Below are 18978 nucleotides of genomic sequence, written 5' to 3' on the forward strand. Positions count from 1 at the left end.
CACGCGGACTACTGGTACAAGTACGTGGGCCTGGAAGGTCGTGTGATCGGTATGACCACCTACGGCGAGTCGGCGCCTGCGCCAGCCTTGTTCGAACACTTTGGCTTCACCCTGGAAAACATCCTGGGTCAGGCTGAAGAGCTGCTGGAAGACTAAGTTCAGGAGCAGCGGCGCCTGCTCCGGCCTCTTCGCGGGCAAGCTGCGCTCCCACAGGTTCGATGTCGTGCCAGAACTTTGGCCAGACACGGACACTGTGGGAGCGCAGCTTGCCCGCGAAGACGACCCCGCAGACGCCACTTCACTCCCAGACTCACAGGCAGGCCCGTTTCCATACAATCCATGCATTTGCGTGGGTGCTTGATATTCAAGCTTCGGCGAGATCCCCATGCCCCAACCGCGTCCTTACAGAGTTGCACTCAACGGCTACGGCCGTATCGGTCGTTGCGTCCTGCGTGCGCTGTTCGAGCGAGGGGATCGGGCCGCTTTTGAAATCGTTGCCCTCAACGATCTGGCCGATATGGCCAGCCTCGAATACCTGACACGTTTCGACTCCACCCACGGCCGTTTTCCTGGCGAAGTGCGGGTCGAGGACGATTGTCTGCATATCAATGGCCACTGCGTGAAAGTCTTCCGCTGTGCCACCCCCGAACAAATCGACTGGGCCGCGCTGGACGTCGACCTGGTGCTGGAGTGCTCCGGCGCCTACCACACCCGCGCGGACGGCGAGCGCTTCCTCGCCGCCGGCGCGCCCCGGGTGCTGTTCTCCCAGCCGATGGCCAGCGAGACGGATGTCGACGCCACCATCGTCTACGGCGTCAACCAGGACTGCCTGAGCGGCGACGAGCTTCTGGTCTCCAACGCCTCCTGTACCACCAACTGCGGCGTGCCGCTGTTGCGCCTGCTGGACCAGGCCATCGGCCTGGAATACGTGTCCATCACCACCATCCACTCGGCGATGAACGACCAACCGGTGATCGACGCTTACCACGCCGAAGACCTGCGCCGCACGCGCTCGGCGTTCCAGTCGGTGATCCCGGTGTCCACCGGTCTGGCCCGGGGCATCGAACGCCTGCTGCCGGAACTTGCCGGGCGAATCCAGGCCAAAGCCGTACGGGTGCCGACGGTCAACGTGTCCTGCCTCGACATTACGATGCAGACCGTCAGCGACACCGATGCCGTGGAGGTCAACCGGATCCTGCGCGAGGCCGCCACCAGCGGTCCGCTCAAGGGCTTGCTGGCCTATACCGAGCTGCCCCACGCCAGCTGCGATTTCAACCATGACCCTCATTCGGCGATTGTCGATGCGAGTCAGACCCGCGTTTCCGGCCCAAGGCTGGTGAACGTGCTGGCCTGGTTCGACAACGAATGGGGTTTTGCCAACCGAATGCTGGATGTTGCAGAGCACTACCTGCACACCATTCACCACAAACCGTAAACCAGAGATTGCGACCCATGACCGTGTTGAAGATGACCGACCTCGATCTGCAAGGTAAGCGCGTACTGATTCGCGAAGACCTCAACGTCCCCGTCAAGGACGGTGTTGTCACCAGCGACGCGCGTATCCTGGCTTCGCTGCCGACCATCAAGCTGGCCCTGGAAAAAGGCGCGGCAGTCATGATCTGCTCGCACCTGGGCCGTCCGACCGAAGGCGAGTTCTCGGCCGAGAACAGCCTCAAGCCGGTCGCCGACTACCTGAGCCAGGCCCTGGGCCGCGAAGTGCCGCTGGTGGCCGATTACCTGAACGGTGTCGAGGTCAAGGCCGGCGACATTGTGCTGTTCGAAAACGTGCGCTTCAACAAGGGCGAGAAAAAGAACGCCGACGAGCTGGCCCAGCAATACGCCGCGCTGTGCGACGTGTTCGTGATGGACGCCTTCGGCACCGCGCACCGTGCCGAGGGGTCGACCCACGGCGTGGCCAAGTTCGCCAAGATCGCCGCCGCTGGCCCGCTGCTGGCCGCCGAACTGGACGCACTGGGCAAGGCCCTGGGCGCTCCGGCCCAGCCGATGGCCGCCATCGTCGCCGGTTCCAAGGTGTCGACCAAGCTCGACGTGCTCAATAGCCTGAGCCAGATCTGCAACCAGTTGATCGTCGGTGGCGGCATCGCCAACACCTTCCTCGCGGCGGCCGGTCACCCGGTGGGCAAGTCCCTCTACGAGCCGGACCTGCTGGACACCGCCCGCGCCATCGCGGCCAAGGTCAGCGTGCCGCTGCCAGTGGACGTGGTGGTGGCCAAGGAGTTCGCCGAGAGTGCCGTGGCGACCGTGAAACTGATCGCCGACGTTGCCGCTGACGACATGATTCTCGACATCGGCCCGCAAACCGCCGCGCACTTCGCCGAACTGCTGAAGTCGTCGAAGACCATCCTGTGGAACGGTCCGGTCGGCGTGTTCGAATTCGACCAGTTCGGCAATGGCACCCAGGTCCTGGCCCAGGCCATCGCCGACAGCTCGGCATTTTCCATTGCCGGCGGTGGCGACACCCTGGCGGCCATCGACAAGTATGGCGTTGCCAAGGATATCTCCTACATTTCCACCGGCGGTGGCGCTTTCCTGGAATTCGTCGAGGGCAAGGTACTGCCCGCCGTGGAAGTACTGGAAGCACGCGCCAAGGCCTGAGCCGGCGTTGGCCTTTGACAGGAGTCTCATATGGTCAAGCCGTTAGTGCTGCTGGTCCTGGCGGGTGTGCTGGTCGGTTGTGCCGACAAACACAGCGCCGGGCCAGCGGCGGAGGTCGCCCCGGCGGCCGCTAAAGGTTGCTACCAGGCCGACTGGCAGGCGGAAACCGCGCCGGTGATCAACAAGCGCCTGGGCCCGGATGGGTTGGAAAAATACGACACAGCGTCCGGGACCCGGGAACAGGGTTGTCCTTGACGGGTCAGATTCATTACAGGCAGTGCTGACGGCCAGCAGTCGTCAGTCGAGGAACCGGCATGAAAGGCTTTATTGCCCTTGTTTCACTGGTCGCACTGGGTGGCTGCGCAGCCTTCAATGCCACCTTCAATCAGGCGTCGGCCCCGGCGGACACCTGGACGCGCTGGACCTGTGACAGCCAGGCCGAAGTGTTTTGGCGTTATGCCGACAGTACGCAACAGGCGGTCGACGTGCGTTTGGCCAGCGGTGACCAGGTCTATCGCCTCAAGCCTGAGGCCGGTGCCGTCGATAGCGGTGTGCTGTACAGCGACAACGTCTTGGCGTTTCACAAAAAAGGTGAGGAAGGCCTGGTTTACTGGGTCTCCACCAACGATTTGATCGGCCGGGCCTGCAAGGCGCACTAACGGCCGAGCGCGGTTCCCTGTAGGAGCGAGCTTGCTCGCGATGGTGGTCCAGGCACCGCGGGGTATCAGGTTCCCCGTGTTATCGTTGACGCCCATCGCGAGCAAGCTCGCTCCTACATTCGCAGGTCGGGGTAACCCCTGATCTGCAATGACTTGAATAGCAGCCGCCGCTCCGGCAGGCTTGCACGATTAACGACCCTCGACCGGGAGAGACACACACAATGGCACTTATCAGCATGCGCCAGATGTTGGACCACGCAGCCGAATTCGGCTACGGCGTTCCAGCCTTCAACGTCAACAACCTTGAGCAGATGCGCGCCATCATGGAAGCCGCTGACAAGACTGACTCCCCGGTGATCGTCCAGGCTTCGGCCGGCGCCCGCAAATACGCCGGCGCGCCGTTCCTGCGGCACCTGATCCTGGCCGCCATCGAAGAGTTTCCGCATATCCCGGTGTGCATGCACCAGGACCACGGCACCAGCCCGGACGTCTGCCAGCGCTCCATCCAACTGGGCTTCAGCTCGGTGATGATGGACGGTTCCCTGGGTGAAGATGGCAAGACCCCGACCGACTACGAATACAACGTCCGCGTGACCCAACAGACCGTGGCCATGGCCCACGCTTGCGGTGTTTCGGTTGAAGGCGAGTTGGGTTGCCTGGGTTCGCTGGAAACCGGCATGGCCGGTGAAGAAGACGGCATCGGCGCCGAAGGCGTGCTCGATCACAGCCAGATGCTGACCGACCCGGAAGAGGCTGCGGACTTCGTCAAGAAGACCCAGGTCGACGCCCTGGCCATCGCCATCGGCACCAGCCACGGCGCCTACAAGTTCACCAAGCCGCCTACCGGCGACGTGCTGGCGATCGACCGCATCAAGGAAATCCACAAGCGCATCCCCAACACTCACCTGGTGATGCACGGTTCCTCTTCGGTGCCGCAAGAGTGGCTGGCGATCATCAACCAGTACGGTGGCGACATCAAGGAAACCTACGGCGTACCGGTTGAAGAAATCGTCGAAGGCATCAAGCACGGCGTGCGCAAGGTCAACATCGACACTGACCTGCGTCTGGCCTCCACCGGTGCCATGCGTCGCTTGATGGCCACCCACCCGAGCGAGTTCGACCCGCGCAAGTTCTTCGGCGCCACCGTGACCGCTATGCGTGATGTGTGTATCGCCCGTTACGAAGCCTTTGGTACTGCCGGCAACGCTTCGAAGATCAAGCCGGTCTCCCTGGAAGCGATGTTCCAGCGCTACTTGAAGGGTGAGTTGAACGCCAAGGTCAACTAAGACTATTTGGGGTTATAAAAAACCGTCGAAAGACGGTTTTTTATTGTTTGTTTTTTGACCGCGGCGCGGAGGAGCAGTGAATTTATTTCAAGCTATTGTGATCCTTCTCCTGTCCGACCTCCGAGGGGTGGGAAGACTGGCCATGCCAGATATCGCCTACACACACCTCTTCACCCGGATTGATGGCAATCCAGCGCCAGCCCCGAAGGTGAGTTGGGTGATAGTCAGGCTTGCGTTCTGACTCCACTATTTCACTCACGTAAAAGCCGTGAACGCTGGACTCCATGAGCAAGGCCCATTTCATAGCTACCTCTACATATCGCTGATAGTAGGTTGTGGAAAGTGTTGCCCAGGGTTTGCAAGCCGGTCTACTGTCAATAATGACAGTTTTATAGGCTGTTTCCGAATAGTGAATAGTCCCTTAAAGAATAAAGCGATGTTGTTTGGCAATTGCTGAGTTATTGATTCTGTAAGGTATGTGGATTTATGGAAGATTACAGAATATGAAGCAGTCGAAAATAATATAAAAAACTGTCAGTTCTGACAGTAGTCAGATGGGGTCGAGTGCGACCCTTTCAGGGCTCATTTACTGTAAGGGAGTGTACGGTCATGAGCTCAAAAGACAAAAAAGTGAAAAAGACCAGTGTGGGTTTTAAAGGTCCAGCTGAGGCTACGCTTACGCCGGAGGTGAAACCGGGTTTCAAGGGTGCGGTTGAGGCCACGCTCCAGCCGAAGGTGAAACCAAAAGGTCCGGCCCCCGTCAACTCTCACATTCAAAAAAGCACGACGAACGGTGATGAAACTCACTTGCAATTTATAAAATGCAAAACTAAATTTCTGTCTTATACATAAATATGTCTGAATTTCTCTACGCCGCATGACCCGCAGCAACGTCCAGTAGCGAAGACATCATATTGGAGTCTAGCTATGGAAGAAGCATGGATACTGGTCGATCCAAATGATCGTGAAATCGGTTCTGCCCCGAAGTTGTACGTCCATCAACAGGGTCGGCCGTACCGAGCATTTTTGACGGCAACTGCCGCGTGCTGTTGCAACGACGTGCCTTGGGCAAATACCACTCTCAAAGCCTGTGGAGCAACGCCAGCAGCGAACATCCGCTCCCGCGTCGCGGCCAAGCGCCGACTGCACGAAGAGATAGGGCTCAACTGCAAGCTGACGCCGGTCTCCACGCCGCTCTACCACGAACGCGTGTCGAACCTGCTCATTGAACATGAACACAATCATATGTTCGCCGGTGTCGGCCGCACGGCACCGATTGCCAACCCCGAGGAAGCCCACAGTGGGCAATGGCTGAAGCTCTCCGAGATTCCGCTACGCATCGCGCGCGCCCCTGAAACCTTCAGCGTCTGGTTCCGCTGGATCTTCGAGCAGGTCGGACCAGCCGGGGTGCACCGCTGGAAAGAACTCGCGCATAGCTACCGCTGGACACTGTTGCTTTGTCCGCACCCTCACGAGAAATCCACCATGAGTTGCGCACAAGAGCATGAAGTGAATATCCACAAGGAGAAAGCCATGAGCAGCCAACCTAAAACCAATACCCTCGCCGACGAACCCCGACTGCCTTATCAAATCATCCAGGGCTCGAGCGTCGATAACTATCAGGAAAAAGTCGCGTACACCTACGGTGATAGTCCGGAAGACTGGAGCAAGGCCATTGGTGATTACCGGCTATTCCAGTTCGGTGTCTATGACGATCCACGCTCGACACCACCCATCAGCCTCAATGAATCCGGAATCCGCTACTTCGAACGACAATTGCAACTCGCGGGCCTCGAAGAACCGGATCGTCCACCGCTCAGGCGCATCCTCGACATCGGTTGCGGTTGGGGCTACATCCTTAAATACCTGGCGGATCGTTTCCCTGAATGCCAATGCCTGGACGGGGTTAATGTCAGCCACCGACAACTGGAGCACTGCGCGAAATTCCATGCCGAGCAAGGATTGTCCGAACGCATCAACCTCTACCTGTGCAATGCCAAGGATATCGAGCTGCTGCCGAACAGCGATGAGCTTTACGACCTGGTGATCATCCGCGGCGTGATCTCACACTTCCCCGACGCACTCTACGAAACCACCATGGGCGCGTTGATCGGCCGCGTGCGCGAAGGCGGTGTGGTGGTCATCTCCGACAATCTCTACAACACCTCGCCCGCGACCTACACCTCCGACACCCTGGACGAAGTCGACCGCCTCGCCTGCAAACACCGAAAATCACCGACGTACTTCCTCGATGTGCTGGAACAGAGTGGCTTCACGATCCACGACATGCGAGTACTGCCCTCTAATATCGATGTGGCGCGCTGGTTGATGGATTCGAAAGCCAATATCGAAAACAAGAAGTTGTTCCCTCATGGCGTAACGGGGGCATTGGAAGAGTTACGGATATTGGCGGAGAACTGGTCGGTGGCGCTGCTTAAAAACAAAGTTTCGACATATAGCGTAGTTGTGCATAGACCCATCAGCACTAAAAAGAAACCATAATTATTCACCGCCTAGCTTTAATTCAGACATCAAACTAATATTTCAAGCGTTGGAGAGTCATCAATGAACCCTCTGAGATCACCGCAAAAAATACCCGCACTTTACTGGCCTCACCCCGTAAAAATGCATCCCCAAATAGATGAGCTCGAAAAAAACTCTATCGAATTTCTTGACCGCTTTCGTCTCTACGACGATGAAAAACAACGCAACCGCCTAATACTAGCACGTTGTGCGGGAGGATTAACTGGAATGTTATTTCCTACGGGCCCGATGGAGCTGCAACAAGCGGCGTCAGATTATTCGATGTGGGTATTTGCATTTGACGATTATTACTGTGATGAGGGTCCTACCAGAAACGACCCCGCAGGATTAGCATCGGCAACTGCAAGATTTCACCGGGCCATAGAAGCGCCAGAGCTGGTAATTGATCCTGAGGATAATTATGCCCTGGCACTTCGAGACGTGAGATTACGATTGGATAAATATGCGCCTGCCGAGTTGGTCGCCCAATGGACAGATGCAATTAAAGGATGGTTTTTGATTGAAATATTTAAAGCAAGCAATGTACTTAATAAAGTAAAACCCGGATTAAGTGATGGCGCCAACCTCCGACTACAGTGCGGGGGAGGATACGGATATATCGCCCTCATTCCCATTGTGCGACAAATAAATATATCTATAAAAGCTCTTTGCGACCGGAGAATTCGTGCATTATGGGAAATGTCAAACATGATTGTAAACTGGGGGAGCGAGGCTTATGCCTACCATAAAGAAGCCCACCGAGCTCATGATGAGCACAATATGATTGATGTAATAAAAAATGAATATAAATGCACTTCGGAGCAAGCGCTCGCGCACCTGAACAGCATGTATGAGCGAATTACCAGTCGTTTCCTTCAGCTTCACTCAGAAGTTTTCAAAGATTTGAGAGATACTACAGAGAAAGAATATCTTGAGGCATTAATCGACTATGCAAGTGGAGGGTTGCGCTGGAGCCAAATTAGTAAACGAAATGTTTTTCTAGATACCGTTGATGATGGGACCAAGGCATTTATAGATAGTGGATTAACAGGAGTGGCACACGAAGATCTCTCATGTGAGCCCGTTCCCATTCCGGCGCTTGCTTGGTGGTGGGCGGTCGGCGCGAGAAACAATTGTGATCGAACGGCCCTCCCAGCAGGCTTCCCGGCCGCCCAAGCAACCTGAAAAAAACGACCACGTCACCGCCTTCTTTCCGCCTGCATCACCATCCTTCGATACATTTCGACGCCCTCTGGAAAGAGGCTGTAAAGTGACATAACCTTTGGTGGAGCCTAGCTAGTCGTCACTTGGCAAGGCTTCGAACGATAATCTCAAGCCTGATATAAAAAGGCGGCGGAATGATTGATTATCCGCCGCCTTCCTCGTGCCTGTCCGCGTTTACGTTGGCCGTACGGCCGCACCTTCCAGCAGCGCATCCACCACCGCCCGGGCCATTTCCACGGAGCGGACCATGGAACCGATCAGGCCGTGCTCGATGCTGCTGGCTTCGGTGATTTCATCGGATATTTCTTCCGCCCCAATCAGCAACAGCGAAACATGTCGCAATGCTTCTTCGGCACTGATACCGGAGCGCACGGCAAACAGCGGGTGGTTTTCCCCGTCAAGGCAACCGAAGGTGCTCAGGCCGGTGGAGGGCAAGCCTTCCAGCAGGGGACGTTTGCTGTCGCGCACCACTTGCAGCAAAGCCTCGTTGGTTTCCTTGAGGATCGCGGTAATGCGCTGGCGGGTGTAGTTGATGGGTGGATCGGGGACGAGCTTTTTCATGATTTGTGACTTCCTGTGGATAACAAGAAGCTGCCGGCTCTCACTTCCACGCAAGAAGGTGGCAACTGTACGCAGGTGTGGAAGACCGGGCCACAGAAAACCCCGGCGCACCCGAAGGTACCCCGCGCACAGCCGCCATGACACGAATGAACAGTCGTATTCGTATTTGAGCGTCTGTGCACTTTTCTGTGCTTCGGACTTCCACATCCGACCACTGATCAGCAGTGGTGAACGAAGACTAGACGCGAAGAATTCAAGGGCGCAAGCCGCTCAGGGGCGATTACGATTTTCTAGGAAATGACCTGCAAATGACAGCGTAAAGTTCTGACAGGCCAACCCTGTTGTTTACTTGAGTGCGTTCAATTTGTGAGGGCTCAGAGCTTGTCGGATCACCGCCCCGCCGCGAAGAGGCCCTGAGACCGCTAAAAGCTTCGCGGGCAAGTTCCGCTCCCACAGTTAGAAGGCGTTCGGCTCAAGTAAGCGGCATGACTGACGAGCGTCAATCCATGTACTCTGGGCGAAAAGCAGGAGGCTATTATCGGAAGGCACTGGGCGTTACTGGGGATTTATACAGGCGAGAAAAAGCCCAGACTGGTCGGGCTTGAAGGTTATGCGTGAGCTGCTTCGCGCTCAGGGACCAGGCGGACCTCTACACGTTGACCAAGTGCACGGGCAGCGCTGGCCAGGGTTGCCAATGTCATACCTGCGTCATTCTGATCAAGCGCGCGATCAACAGCCGTACGGCTGGTGTGCATCCTCTCAGCAAGAGATTTCTTGCTGACGCGTTGCAGTTTCATGATCTCGGCAATTTGCCAGGAAATGACGCGCTTGAGGGCGGCAGCGGAGACTTCTTCTGCAAGGCCTTGCTCGGCGAGAAAGTCGTCAAAGTCAGATCCGATGTGTTTGTTCATATGCGGTGCCTCATAGTCTTGCTTTGCGTTGTTTGGCGGTTGCCATATCCGACGCCGGTGTTTTTTGGCTTTTCTTGATGAAGCCATGCAGTAGGACCATATCCGATCCTACGACTGTAAAGAGAACCCTTGCGTTGGTGTCGCCGAGGTCTATCCTGACTTCCCAGAGATCCTTGTCTAGCTTGCGAACCACCGGCATGCCGATTGGCCAGCCAAGCTGGACAGTCTTGATATCTGTACCTATCAGTCGGCGGTGCTCTCTGGGAAGATCGGTCAACCATTCGCGCACTGGTTCGTTACCAGCTTCCGTGCGGAAGAAACGTACGTTGAGTACGGGTGCGATATCTGTCATGGAGGTAGTGTACCTAAATAGGTGCATAGCGCAAGGCTTCACAAGAATTTGGTTGTACCTGCCTCACTGGCATTCCATCCACACTGGATGCCTGACGAGGTGAGCAGCATGACTGACGAACCTCAGCCCTTCACATGATCAATATCCAACTTGTAAAAGGTCACCATCCCGCCCTCGCTGGTATAGCCAGTGTTGTCTTGCACATAGACCCCCGCCTTGAAATACAGCGGTTTGTCGCGCCAAGTGGTGCTGATCTGGGTATACCAGGACGCATCGGCGGCGTGCACGCTCAGGTAGCCGCCGCGACTCAGGTGAATTACATAAGTGAAGGACTTATCCAGCGGCACGTCATCGGCGATCTCGATGACACGGCTTTCCTTGTCGTCAGGGTGGTTGCGGATCTTCACCACGATAATCCCGGTCTTGCGACTGTCCTTGTACTGGTACTCGACCTTGAGCATCGGCTGGGTGCTGTTGTACGCATGGATCTGGCCGATGACGATCTTGCCCGACGAGGGCACCTGGTTTACCGCCAGGGTGGCGCGCAGGTAGTTGTTGGCCTCGCTGTACAACCAGTTGCGCAGCCGGCCATCGGGCCAGGTCTCGCGCAATTCGCTGCGCGGGTAGATGGCGTTTTCGGTCTTGGAGCCGGTAACCGGCGACCAGAAAAACAGGGTGCCGCTGTCGGAGTGAAAGTACTGATCCTTGAAGCCCTGTACCAGCTTGGGCGTATCGATCGTCGCCGGTGGGCTGCCGACGGGAACGCTGAGGTTCCAGGTTGTCAGGTCGATCATGTCCGTTCCTTCCTTGTAAGCCGCTTGCACGCGGGCCGCGATTCAGCCTGGGAAAATTCAGACAAACCGCTTTGGCTCGCGCTTTCGGCGTCCTTTATAACGGTTGAAGAATAGTTTGTTAACGCCGATCCGGCGAACGGTTGACGTCAATCCATCGACGAGCAGCGACCCTCGCGGCCAGCCATAGAAGAGTCGTGTTGGGCTTTTATTAAGAAGCGATATAAACACCTGTTATTTATGACAGTTGTTTTTCACCCGGCGAATTCCCACGATAAAGGTTCAATCGCTAACAACAAGGGTCTCACTATGGACGAAGAGGAAGCACGGAACGAGCCTGAATATCTGAAGTACTTCAAGCGCAAACAAAAGATCAACCTGCGCGGCAGGCTGCATGGCGGGCCGGTGGAGTCCGAGCGCGGCGAGCTGTGTGGTATCGACTGGACGCACCGAACGCTGACTTATCATGGCGAATTCGGTTTATACAACACGGTGCGTTTCGACGAAATCTATGAAATTGAACCTATCGCGCAATATAGAACCTCATAACCTGGACCGAGCGCATTGACGGTCGTCAACGTGGTACGACGTGGGCTTGTAGGCTTGAGGTATTTTCCGAGCCGCGTCCGAGTGGTGATGAACGACCGTTAGTCGGGAGATTGTGGCAGTGGCTGGATGATGGCCTATTGCTCACTACGCTTTGCACAATCCCGGTCTAGAGTAGTCCTTAGGTTTAGCCCGGATTTTTTGATTTCCGGCGGAGTTCCTCGAACAAGAGAAGCAGCATGGATTGCGTGCAACAGATACCCGGTGATGGTAGTTCCGTCCTTCTGGTCGTCGATGATTACCCTGAAAATCTGATCAGCATGCGTGCATTGCTGGAACGTCAGGATTGGCAGGTGGTTACTGCCGCCTCAGGCATTGAGGCGCTGACGTTGCTGCTGGAGCATGAGATTGATCTGGTGCTGCTGGATGTACAGATGCCCGGGATGGACGGTTTTGAAGTGGCCCGCCTGATGCGCGGCAGCCAGCGCACACGCCTGACCCCGATTATTTTCCTCACCGCCAACGAGCAGTCCCAGGACGCCGTGATCAAGGGTTATGCCAGCGGCGCGGTGGATTACCTGTTCAAACCCTTCAATCCGGATATTCTCCGGCCCAAGGTCCAGGCATTGCTGGAACAACAGCGCAACCGCCGTGCCTTGCAATCCCTGAGCCGCGACCTGGAGGCCGCCCGGGCATTCAATGCCTCGGTGCTGGAGAATGCCGCCGAAGGTATTCTGGTGGTCAACGACGACGGCACGATCCGTTTCGCCAACCCGGCGATTTCGCGTTTGCTCAATCTGTCGCTGGAAGCCCTGGCCGGCCAGCCATTCCTGGATTTTCTGCAAAACCCGCACTTTCCCGACTGGCGGAGCTCATTGCTGTACGAGGAGTACCTTAAAGGCGAGACCTATCGCCTGCATGATGCGTATTTGCGCACCAGCCAGGACCAGATGTTGCCGGTGGCGTTGTCCTGCGCGCCGCTGTCCTCCGACCAGAAGGCCATGGTGGTGACGGTGCTGGACATGTCGGTGGTGCGGCATCTGCACCAGCAGTTGGAGTTCCAGGCGGTGACCGATCCGCTGACCGGCCTGCTCAATCGCCGCGGCTTCTACCAGACCGCGGAAAATACCCTGCGCCGCAGTGACGGCGCGGACAAGTCCCTGGTGCTGATGTACCTGGACCTCGATGGCTTCAAGCGGGTCAACGATTCCCTTGGCCATGAAGCCGGCGACCGGGTGCTGCGCTGGGTGTCGGAGCAGTTGAAGTCCTGCCTCAATCCCTTCGATATCCTCGCGCGCATGGGCGGTGATGAGTTCACCACTTTGCTCAATCTGGAGCGTCCCGAGCAGGCGGCGAAAATCGCCGAGCGGCTGATCGAGCGGGTGTCGATTCGCCAACAGATCGACGGCATGGAAATGACGCTCGGGGTCAGCATCGGCATTGCCACTTACCCGGATTGCGGTTCCAACCTCGATGGCTTGCTGCGGGCGGCGGACATTGCCATGTACGAGGCCAAGCGCGCCGGTCGCCAGCAGTATCGCTACTACGATCACGAGATGAACGGCCGCGCGCGCTCGCGCCTGATGCTCGAGGAAAGTGTCCGCTCGGCAATCGAGGGCAAGGAATTCAAGATGGTCTACCAGCCCCAGGTGTCCCTCGTGGACGGTCACCTGCGCGGGTTCGAGGCCTTGCTGCGCTGGCACCATCCGAGTGTTGGCGATGTGCCGCCGGGGTTGTTCCTGCCATTGCTGGAAGAGGTGCGGCTGATCAGCCGGCTGGGCAGTTGGATCTATCGCCAGGCGGCGACCCAGCGACATGCCTGGAGCGGCGTGTTCGCCGAGGACCTGGTGCTGAGCGTCAGCCTGAGCGCCACGCAGTTCAGCATGCCGAACCTGGCGGACGAGCTGCAGGAGGTGCTGGAGCGCCATGACCTGCGGGCGCATCAGCTGGAAGTGGAGGTGACGGAAGAGGCCTTGATGCAGGACTTCGAGGCTTCGCGCAAGCAACTGCGGCGGATCCGCGCCCAGGGGGTGCGCGTGGCCCTGGACGACTTCGGTTCTGGGCACTGTTCGCTGAACCACCTGCGCGACCTTGAGCTGGATACGCTCAAGCTCGACCGCCAATTGATCGCCAAGATCCTCAACTCACCCCGGGATGCGGCCTTGGCCCGCACGGTGATCGACCTCTGCGAACAATTCGGTTTGCTGGTAATCGCCGAAGGGGTGGAAACCATCGAGCAGTGGCAGTGGCTCAAAGCCAACGGTTGCCCGATGGTCCAGGGTTTCCTGGTGGCCCGGCCGCTGACGGCCAAGGACGCCACCGGCTTCGGCTCAGCGTTTGACTGGAGCGCGCTGTCGGCCTGAATTCGCTACACTGAGCTCTTTTAGGTGTACGTAAGGCCTGTCATGACTGTGTTGAAATACCTTCAGGCTTATCCCACGTCCTTGCAGGAACAGGTCCGCCAGATGATTGCCCGGGACGCCCTGGGCGATTACCTGAGCAAGCGTTATCCGGAGCGGCATGCGGTGCAGAGCGACAAGGCGCTGTACAGCTATGCCCTGGCGTTGAAGCAGGAGCATTTGCGCAATGCGCCGTCCATCGACAAGGTGCTCTTCGATAACCGCCTCGACCTGACCCACCGCGCCCTCGGTCTGCACACCGCGATTTCGCGGGTTCAGGGCGGCAAGCTCAAGGCCAAGAAGGAAATCCGCATTGCCTCGTTGTTCAAGGAGGCGGCGCCGCAGTTTCTGAAAATGATCGTGGTGCACGAGTTGGCGCACCTCAAGGAGTCCGATCACAACAAGGCCTTCTACCAGTTGTGCGAATACATGCAGCCCGGCTATCACCAGCTGGAATTCGACCTGCGGGTGTACCTGACCTGGCGCGACCTGCAGGGCAAATCTGCAACCCCGTAGGCGCCGGGTGTGCGCTTGAGTCGAAGCATTGGAAGGTCAACCTTAAGGACTACCGGATGGACGTCAGCAAGACCAAGAGCAGTTTCTACCGCCGTCTGTACGTGGCGTGGCTGATCGACAGCGAGATTGCCAGCAGCGTCCCGGCCCTGACCGAAGCCACTGGCATGCCCCGGCGCACGGCGCAGGACACGATCCTGGCCCTGGCGGACCTGGACATCGTCTGTGAGTTCGAACAGGAAGACGGTGCCCGCAATCATGCCGGGCAGTACCGGATTCGCAGTTGGGGTGCGATCGACAAAAGCTGGATCGGTCGCCATGTGCAACAGATCAAGGACGTGCTGGGCTATCCCTGAGTTTTGTGGTGTCTGTGCTGGCCTCTTCGCGGGCAAGCTCCGCTCCCACAGGATCGAGTCACATCGCAAACCCTCGGTCAGCCCCGGACATTGTGGGAGCGGAGCTTGCCCGCGAAGAGGTCTGGGAAGGCGCCGAAAAACCTCAGGCCTTGCGCATCCCGATATGCGGGATATCGTCTTCCAGATACACCGCGCCCACCACTTCGAACCCATAGCTTCCGTAATAACTCTGCAGGTGCGCCTGGGCCGACAGGTAGATTGGTTGCCCCGGCCAGAGCTTCTCGGCCTGTTGCAAGGCCTCGGCCATCAACTCGTGTCCCAACCCCAGGCCGCGGGCCTCGGGGGCGATCACCACCCGCCCGATCACCACGTCGCCGCCCTGGGAAATCGGGTCGAGCAGACGCAGGTAAGCCACCAGTCGATCATCGCGCCAGCCCATCAGATGGCAGGTGTCACCCTCCAGATCGCGGCCGTCGACTTCCTGGTAGGGGCATTTCTGCTCGACCACGAAGACTTCGGTGCGTAGCTGCAGGATGCTGTACAACTGTTCCTTGCTCAGGTCGCCGTGATGTTTGCAGAGCCAGTCGATGGTCATTCTCGCCTCGGGATTCAATCACTCGCTATCGATACTAGGCGGGTTGTCGGCGGGCGCCAACCGCGGATTTTCTTTGCCCGCCAGGGCCGGGGCTGGAAGGTTCCTTGCAAGGGATTTCGAAGCGGTGTTCCGGTGCGGTAGTAGCTACTTGCCGTTATTCATTTTGCTTGGCGCCGTCATCTTTGTGTAATCTGCTGAGCCATGCTTTTGCTATGGCTTGGATGAGCTAATGTTAGGACCAGGGATGTGGCCGGTTGCTTTGGGACGGTCTCCTCGGGCTTCGGCTAACTGTGCTGGGCTATGTGCCCGCTAAGGATCTTAAGCATGCCGCGATTGCATCGAGCTTTTGTTTTGCTTGGATTGCTGCTGCTTTCACAGGGCGCCACCGCGGATAAATTGCGTTTGGTGGCCGATGGTTGGCCGCCGTTTACCGATGCGACATTGGTTAACGGCGGCCTGGCCACCGATATCGTCAGCACGGCGCTGACGCGGGCCGGCTATGCCAGCGACTTCGAGCAGGTGCCCTGGGCGCGAGCGCTCAAGGGCGTGGGCGAAGGGCGCTATGATGTGCTGATCAGTGCCTGGTACAGCCGCGAGCGCACCCTGCTGGGGCAGTTTTCGGCTGAGTACCTGGTCAACCGCGTGCTGTTTCTCAAGCGCAAGGAGTCGGCCATCGAGTTCGATAACTTGGGCCAACTGCACAACCTGCCGATTGCGGTGGTGCGCGACTATGCCTATAGCGCCGAGTTCGACGGCGACACGCAGTTGCAGAAGATCCCGGTGCACAACTTCGCCATGGCCGTGCGCATGCTCGCGGCGGACCGCGTGAAGTTGACGCTGGAAGATGAGTATGTGGCGCGCTACTACCTCAAGAGCGAGGCGCCACGGGTGCGCAACGCCGTGGAGTTCCTGCCCAGGCCGCTCAGCGAAAACAGCCTGCATATCCTGGTCAGTCTGAAGAATCCGCAGCATGAACAGATTGTCGCCGGCTTCGACCGTGAGATCGCGGCGATGAAGGCCGACGGCAGCTATGAGCGCCTGCTCAAGCTGCACGGGATGTAACCACCCCCGCGAAACCTTGTGGGCGCTGGCTTGCTGGCGATGGCGGCCGATCAGGCGATGCAAGGCTGACTGGCCTCATCGCCGGCAAGCCGGCTCCTACAGGGGAGCGTGGTGTTTCAAGATTCTGCGTTTTCTTCCGGGTCCTTGATCAGGTGCGCCGCCAGGGTGCGCAGCGGTCCTAGCTGGCGGCAGATCAAGGCCAGTTGGGTCTGCACCAACCGCTGGATTTCGTCGATCTCGTCCGGCATCTGTTCCAACCCAGTGGCCAGGGCTTCCTCGGCATCGCTTTGAATGGCAATGGGCGTCTTGTTCGCCAGGCCCATGGCAATCTCTTCGATACTCGCCGCCAAGGTGCCGGCAGCCCCTTCGAGCAGATGATCGCGGACTTCTTCCGGCAACTGGTTGTCGCGGTGCGCGCCCAGCCCCGAGAGGTAGCTGAGCAAGGTGTGCGAGAGCACCAGGAAGCGGAACCCCACGTCGGCTTCCTTACGGAAGTGCCCCGGCTCCATCAGCATATTCGCCAGTGTGGTCGACAGCGCTGCGTCGGCGTTGTGGGCGTTGCGTCGGGCCAGGCGATAGGCGAGGTCGTCGCTCTTGCCCTGGGCGTACTGGCGCATGATCTGGCGCAGGTACAGGCTGTTGCAGCTCAGGGTGTTGGCCAGCACCTTGTTCAGGCGTCGACCTTGCCAGTCCGGCAGGAACAGGAACACCGCGAGGCCGGCGATCAACGCACCCAGCAGGGTATCGAGCAGGCGCGGCAGGAACAGGCCGTAGCCGTCGCCCACCTGGTTGAAGCAGAACAGCACCGTCAGGGTCATGGCGGCGGTCGCCAGGGTGTAGCGGGTGGTGCGGTTGATAAAGAACACCACCCCGGCGGCGATGGTGAACAAGGCCTGGATCAGCGGGCTTGGGAACAGGTCGAACAGCGCCCAGGCGGCGGTCAGACCAATGGCCGTGCCGAGGATCCGCTGGCCCAGTTTGCGCCGGGTGGCGCCGTAGCTCGGCTGGCAGACGAACAAGGTGGTGAGGATGATCCAGTAGCCTTGGGATGGATGCACCAGGTGCACCATGCCATAGCCGATGCTCAGTGCCAGCGGCAGGCGCAGAGCGTGGCGGAACAGCAGCGAGGTCGGGGTCAACTGGGTGCGCAAGCGCGTCCAGACGTCCTTGAGGTTGCGCGGCGAACGGTCCAGCAGGCTGCTGTCGGTGGCGTCGGCCAGGCTGTCGGGGTTACTCGCGTCGCTCAGCAGGCGGTCGAGGGTGCCGAGGTTGGCGGCCAGGGCCCGCAGCGAACGCAGCAGGCCGCGCCAGGCCGGGTTGCTCTGGATGCGCAGGTGCTCCAGGGAGGCGTGCAGGTCACCAAGGGCTTCGGCGAAGCTGGCGTTGTAGATGAACGGCTGGCGCAGCTGGATCGACACCGCGAGAGCCTGGCAGGCCTTGCCTTGCTCACGCAGCAGGCGTTGGCAGCGGAACAGCACGTCGCTGTGAAAGAACGCTTCGGCCAGGGCGTTGTAGGGGTAGTGCGAGGAGCTGGCGCGCTCGTGGATGTCCTGGGCGAGGAAGTACAGCTTCAGGTAGCGGCTGACCTTCGACCCCGGCCGACCGTTGCCGACCCGGTGCAGGATGATTTCCTTGGCGCTGTTCAGCGCCGCCACCACCTTGCCGTTCTGTTGGGCCAGCTCCAGGCGCCGGGCTTCGACGTCCAGTTGGCGGATCGGTTCGAACAGCGAGGACTTGAGCTTGAGGTAGTAACCCAGTTCGCGGAACAGCCGGGCCAGGCTCTGTTGCACCGGCTGGTTGGAGAACAGCGCCTGCCAGAGCACCGAGAGCACGCCATACCAGGCCGCGCCAGTGACCAGCAGCACCGGCTCGTGCCAGAGGTTGGCGACTTCGCCGCCGCGCTGGTCGACGCCGATCATGGTGTAGACCGAGAGGATCAGGGTCGCCGAGGCAATCGCGCCATAGCGTTCGCCCAAGGCACCGAGCATGGTCAGGGCAAAAGCCGCCAGGGCCATGGCGCAGACGAAGATCAGCGGGTAGGGGAACAGCAGCTCGACTGAGAACGCCGCGACACTGAAGCACACCAGCGTTACCGCCAGGGCATTGAGGCGGCCCTGCCAACTGTCGTCGGTCTCGGCCAGGGCACTGGCGATGACCCCGAGGAACAGCGGGATCAGCAGCTTCATCTCATTCTGCAACCAGCACAGGGTCATGATGCCGGTCAGGGCGATAAACACCCGAACGCTATAGCTGAATTTGTCCAGCGCCCAGAGACGGCGCAGGGACTGGTTGAACGAGGTCGATGCCATGAAGGTGAGAGAGCCTGCCAAGCGGTTGATCTGAATGATGGGTAGACGGGCGGCATTGTGATGACGCCACATCGGTCTACAGCAAAATTTGTTCCGTGATCGACAATTGTTCCTGGATGCGGCCTGTTATCAGCATGGAGGTGGGCAATTGCGTCTTGTATCGCCTGTTCGAGCGCCATCGCCGGCAAGCCGGCTCCCACAATGTCCGTGTCGTGCGCACAACCTGCAATCGACGCCGGACCTGTGGGAGCCGGCTTGCCGGCGATGAACGATAA

At 58.6% G+C, this 18978-nt stretch carries 20 protein-coding genes; 14 read left to right on the forward strand and 6 right to left on the reverse strand.

Translation table 11 applies throughout. From position 1 onward, the window contains the following. The 9 genes from AC07VG_RS28470 to AC07VG_RS28510 form a co-directional block, all read left to right on the forward strand. A partial coding sequence (locus tag AC07VG_RS28470; protein WP_495004035.1) for a transketolase-like TK C-terminal-containing protein occupies nt 1–156 on the forward strand: 156 nt, incomplete at its 5' end. Nucleotides 157–385: 229 nt separating this feature from the next. Beyond that, the gene (gene epd / locus AC07VG_RS28475) at nt 386–1435 is read left to right on the forward strand and encodes an erythrose-4-phosphate dehydrogenase (protein ID WP_495022283.1); all 1050 of its coding nucleotides are present in this window, start codon (nt 386–388) and stop codon (nt 1433–1435) included. A gap of 17 nt (nt 1436–1452) precedes the next feature. Continuing rightward, nucleotides 1453–2616, forward strand: coding sequence for a phosphoglycerate kinase (locus AC07VG_RS28480; protein WP_495003982.1), 1164 nt, complete (start codon nt 1453–1455; stop codon nt 2614–2616). A gap of 30 nt (nt 2617–2646) precedes the next feature. After that, the gene (locus AC07VG_RS28485) at nt 2647–2871 is read left to right on the forward strand and encodes a hypothetical protein (protein ID WP_495003983.1); all 225 of its coding nucleotides are present in this window, start codon (nt 2647–2649) and stop codon (nt 2869–2871) included. Nucleotides 2872–2930: 59 nt separating this feature from the next. Beyond that, nucleotides 2931–3275, forward strand: coding sequence for an MliC family protein (locus AC07VG_RS28490; protein ID WP_495003984.1), 345 nt, complete (start codon nt 2931–2933; stop codon nt 3273–3275). A gap of 221 nt (nt 3276–3496) precedes the next feature. Further along, complete coding sequence (gene fba / locus AC07VG_RS28495; protein WP_495022284.1) at nt 3497–4561, forward strand: class II fructose-bisphosphate aldolase; 1065 nt, start codon at nt 3497–3499, stop codon at nt 4559–4561. Nucleotides 4562–5170: 609 nt separating this feature from the next. After that, nucleotides 5171–5413 (forward strand): hypothetical protein, encoded by a 243-nt coding sequence (locus tag AC07VG_RS28500; RefSeq protein WP_495022285.1) that lies wholly within the window; start codon nt 5171–5173, stop codon nt 5411–5413. A gap of 75 nt (nt 5414–5488) precedes the next feature. After that, nucleotides 5489–7063, forward strand: a complete 1575-nt coding sequence (locus AC07VG_RS28505; RefSeq protein ID WP_495022286.1) for a methyltransferase domain-containing protein — start codon at nt 5489–5491, stop codon at nt 7061–7063. A 63-nt stretch (nt 7064–7126) separates the two neighbouring features. Continuing rightward, complete coding sequence (locus AC07VG_RS28510) at nt 7127–8269, forward strand: terpene synthase family protein (protein WP_495022287.1); 1143 nt, start codon at nt 7127–7129, stop codon at nt 8267–8269. A 213-nt stretch (nt 8270–8482) separates the two neighbouring features. On the opposite strand, the gene AC07VG_RS28515 is transcribed toward AC07VG_RS28510, so the two are convergent. The 4 genes from AC07VG_RS28515 to AC07VG_RS28530 form a co-directional block, all read right to left on the reverse strand. Further along, entirely contained in the window at nt 8483–8869 is a 387-nt protein-coding gene (locus AC07VG_RS28515; protein ID WP_495022288.1) for a DUF3077 domain-containing protein, read from the reverse strand. Between the two features lie 608 nt (nt 8870–9477). Further along, nucleotides 9478–9780 (reverse strand): XRE family transcriptional regulator, encoded by a 303-nt coding sequence (locus AC07VG_RS28520; protein WP_152741138.1) that lies wholly within the window; start codon nt 9778–9780, stop codon nt 9478–9480. 10 nt (nt 9781–9790) lie between these two features. After that, a complete protein-coding gene (locus AC07VG_RS28525) occupies nt 9791–10132 on the reverse strand; it encodes a type II toxin-antitoxin system RelE/ParE family toxin (RefSeq protein WP_178129958.1) in 342 nt (113 codons plus the stop codon). Between the two features lie 122 nt (nt 10133–10254). Then, nucleotides 10255–10926 (reverse strand): polysaccharide lyase family 7 protein, encoded by a 672-nt coding sequence (locus AC07VG_RS28530; protein WP_495022289.1) that lies wholly within the window; start codon nt 10924–10926, stop codon nt 10255–10257. 306 nt (nt 10927–11232) lie between these two features. Here AC07VG_RS28530 and AC07VG_RS28535 point away from each other — a divergent pair, with 306 nt between their 5' ends. From AC07VG_RS28535 to AC07VG_RS28550, 4 genes are all read left to right on the forward strand, one after another. Further along, complete coding sequence (locus AC07VG_RS28535) at nt 11233–11472, forward strand: hypothetical protein (protein WP_495003989.1); 240 nt, start codon at nt 11233–11235, stop codon at nt 11470–11472. A gap of 236 nt (nt 11473–11708) precedes the next feature. Next, a complete protein-coding gene (locus AC07VG_RS28540; protein WP_495003990.1) occupies nt 11709–13832 on the forward strand; it encodes a putative bifunctional diguanylate cyclase/phosphodiesterase in 2124 nt (707 codons plus the stop codon). Between the two features lie 42 nt (nt 13833–13874). Next, the gene (locus AC07VG_RS28545) at nt 13875–14384 is read left to right on the forward strand and encodes a YgjP-like metallopeptidase domain-containing protein (protein ID WP_495003991.1); all 510 of its coding nucleotides are present in this window, start codon (nt 13875–13877) and stop codon (nt 14382–14384) included. A gap of 56 nt (nt 14385–14440) precedes the next feature. Beyond that, a complete protein-coding gene (locus tag AC07VG_RS28550; RefSeq protein WP_218224335.1) occupies nt 14441–14737 on the forward strand; it encodes a winged helix-turn-helix domain-containing protein in 297 nt (98 codons plus the stop codon). A gap of 142 nt (nt 14738–14879) precedes the next feature. On the opposite strand, the gene AC07VG_RS28555 is transcribed toward AC07VG_RS28550, so the two are convergent. Then, nucleotides 14880–15332 carry a GNAT family N-acetyltransferase gene (locus AC07VG_RS28555; RefSeq protein WP_495003992.1) on the reverse strand — a complete coding sequence of 151 codons (453 nt, stop codon included), beginning with the start codon at nt 15330–15332 and terminating at the stop codon, nt 14880–14882. Between the two features lie 324 nt (nt 15333–15656). Between AC07VG_RS28555 and AC07VG_RS28560 the strand changes: the two genes are divergently transcribed. Next, nucleotides 15657–16394 (forward strand): substrate-binding periplasmic protein, encoded by a 738-nt coding sequence (locus AC07VG_RS28560; RefSeq protein WP_495022290.1) that lies wholly within the window; start codon nt 15657–15659, stop codon nt 16392–16394. Nucleotides 16395–16510: 116 nt separating this feature from the next. On the opposite strand, the gene yccS is transcribed toward AC07VG_RS28560, so the two are convergent. Further along, nucleotides 16511–18703 (reverse strand): YccS family putative transporter, encoded by a 2193-nt coding sequence (gene yccS, locus AC07VG_RS28565; protein WP_495022291.1) that lies wholly within the window; start codon nt 18701–18703, stop codon nt 16511–16513. Between the last annotated feature and the right edge of the window lie 275 nt (nt 18704–18978).

Source organism: Pseudomonas sp. GW821-FHT03C07, from assembly GCF_059420925.1.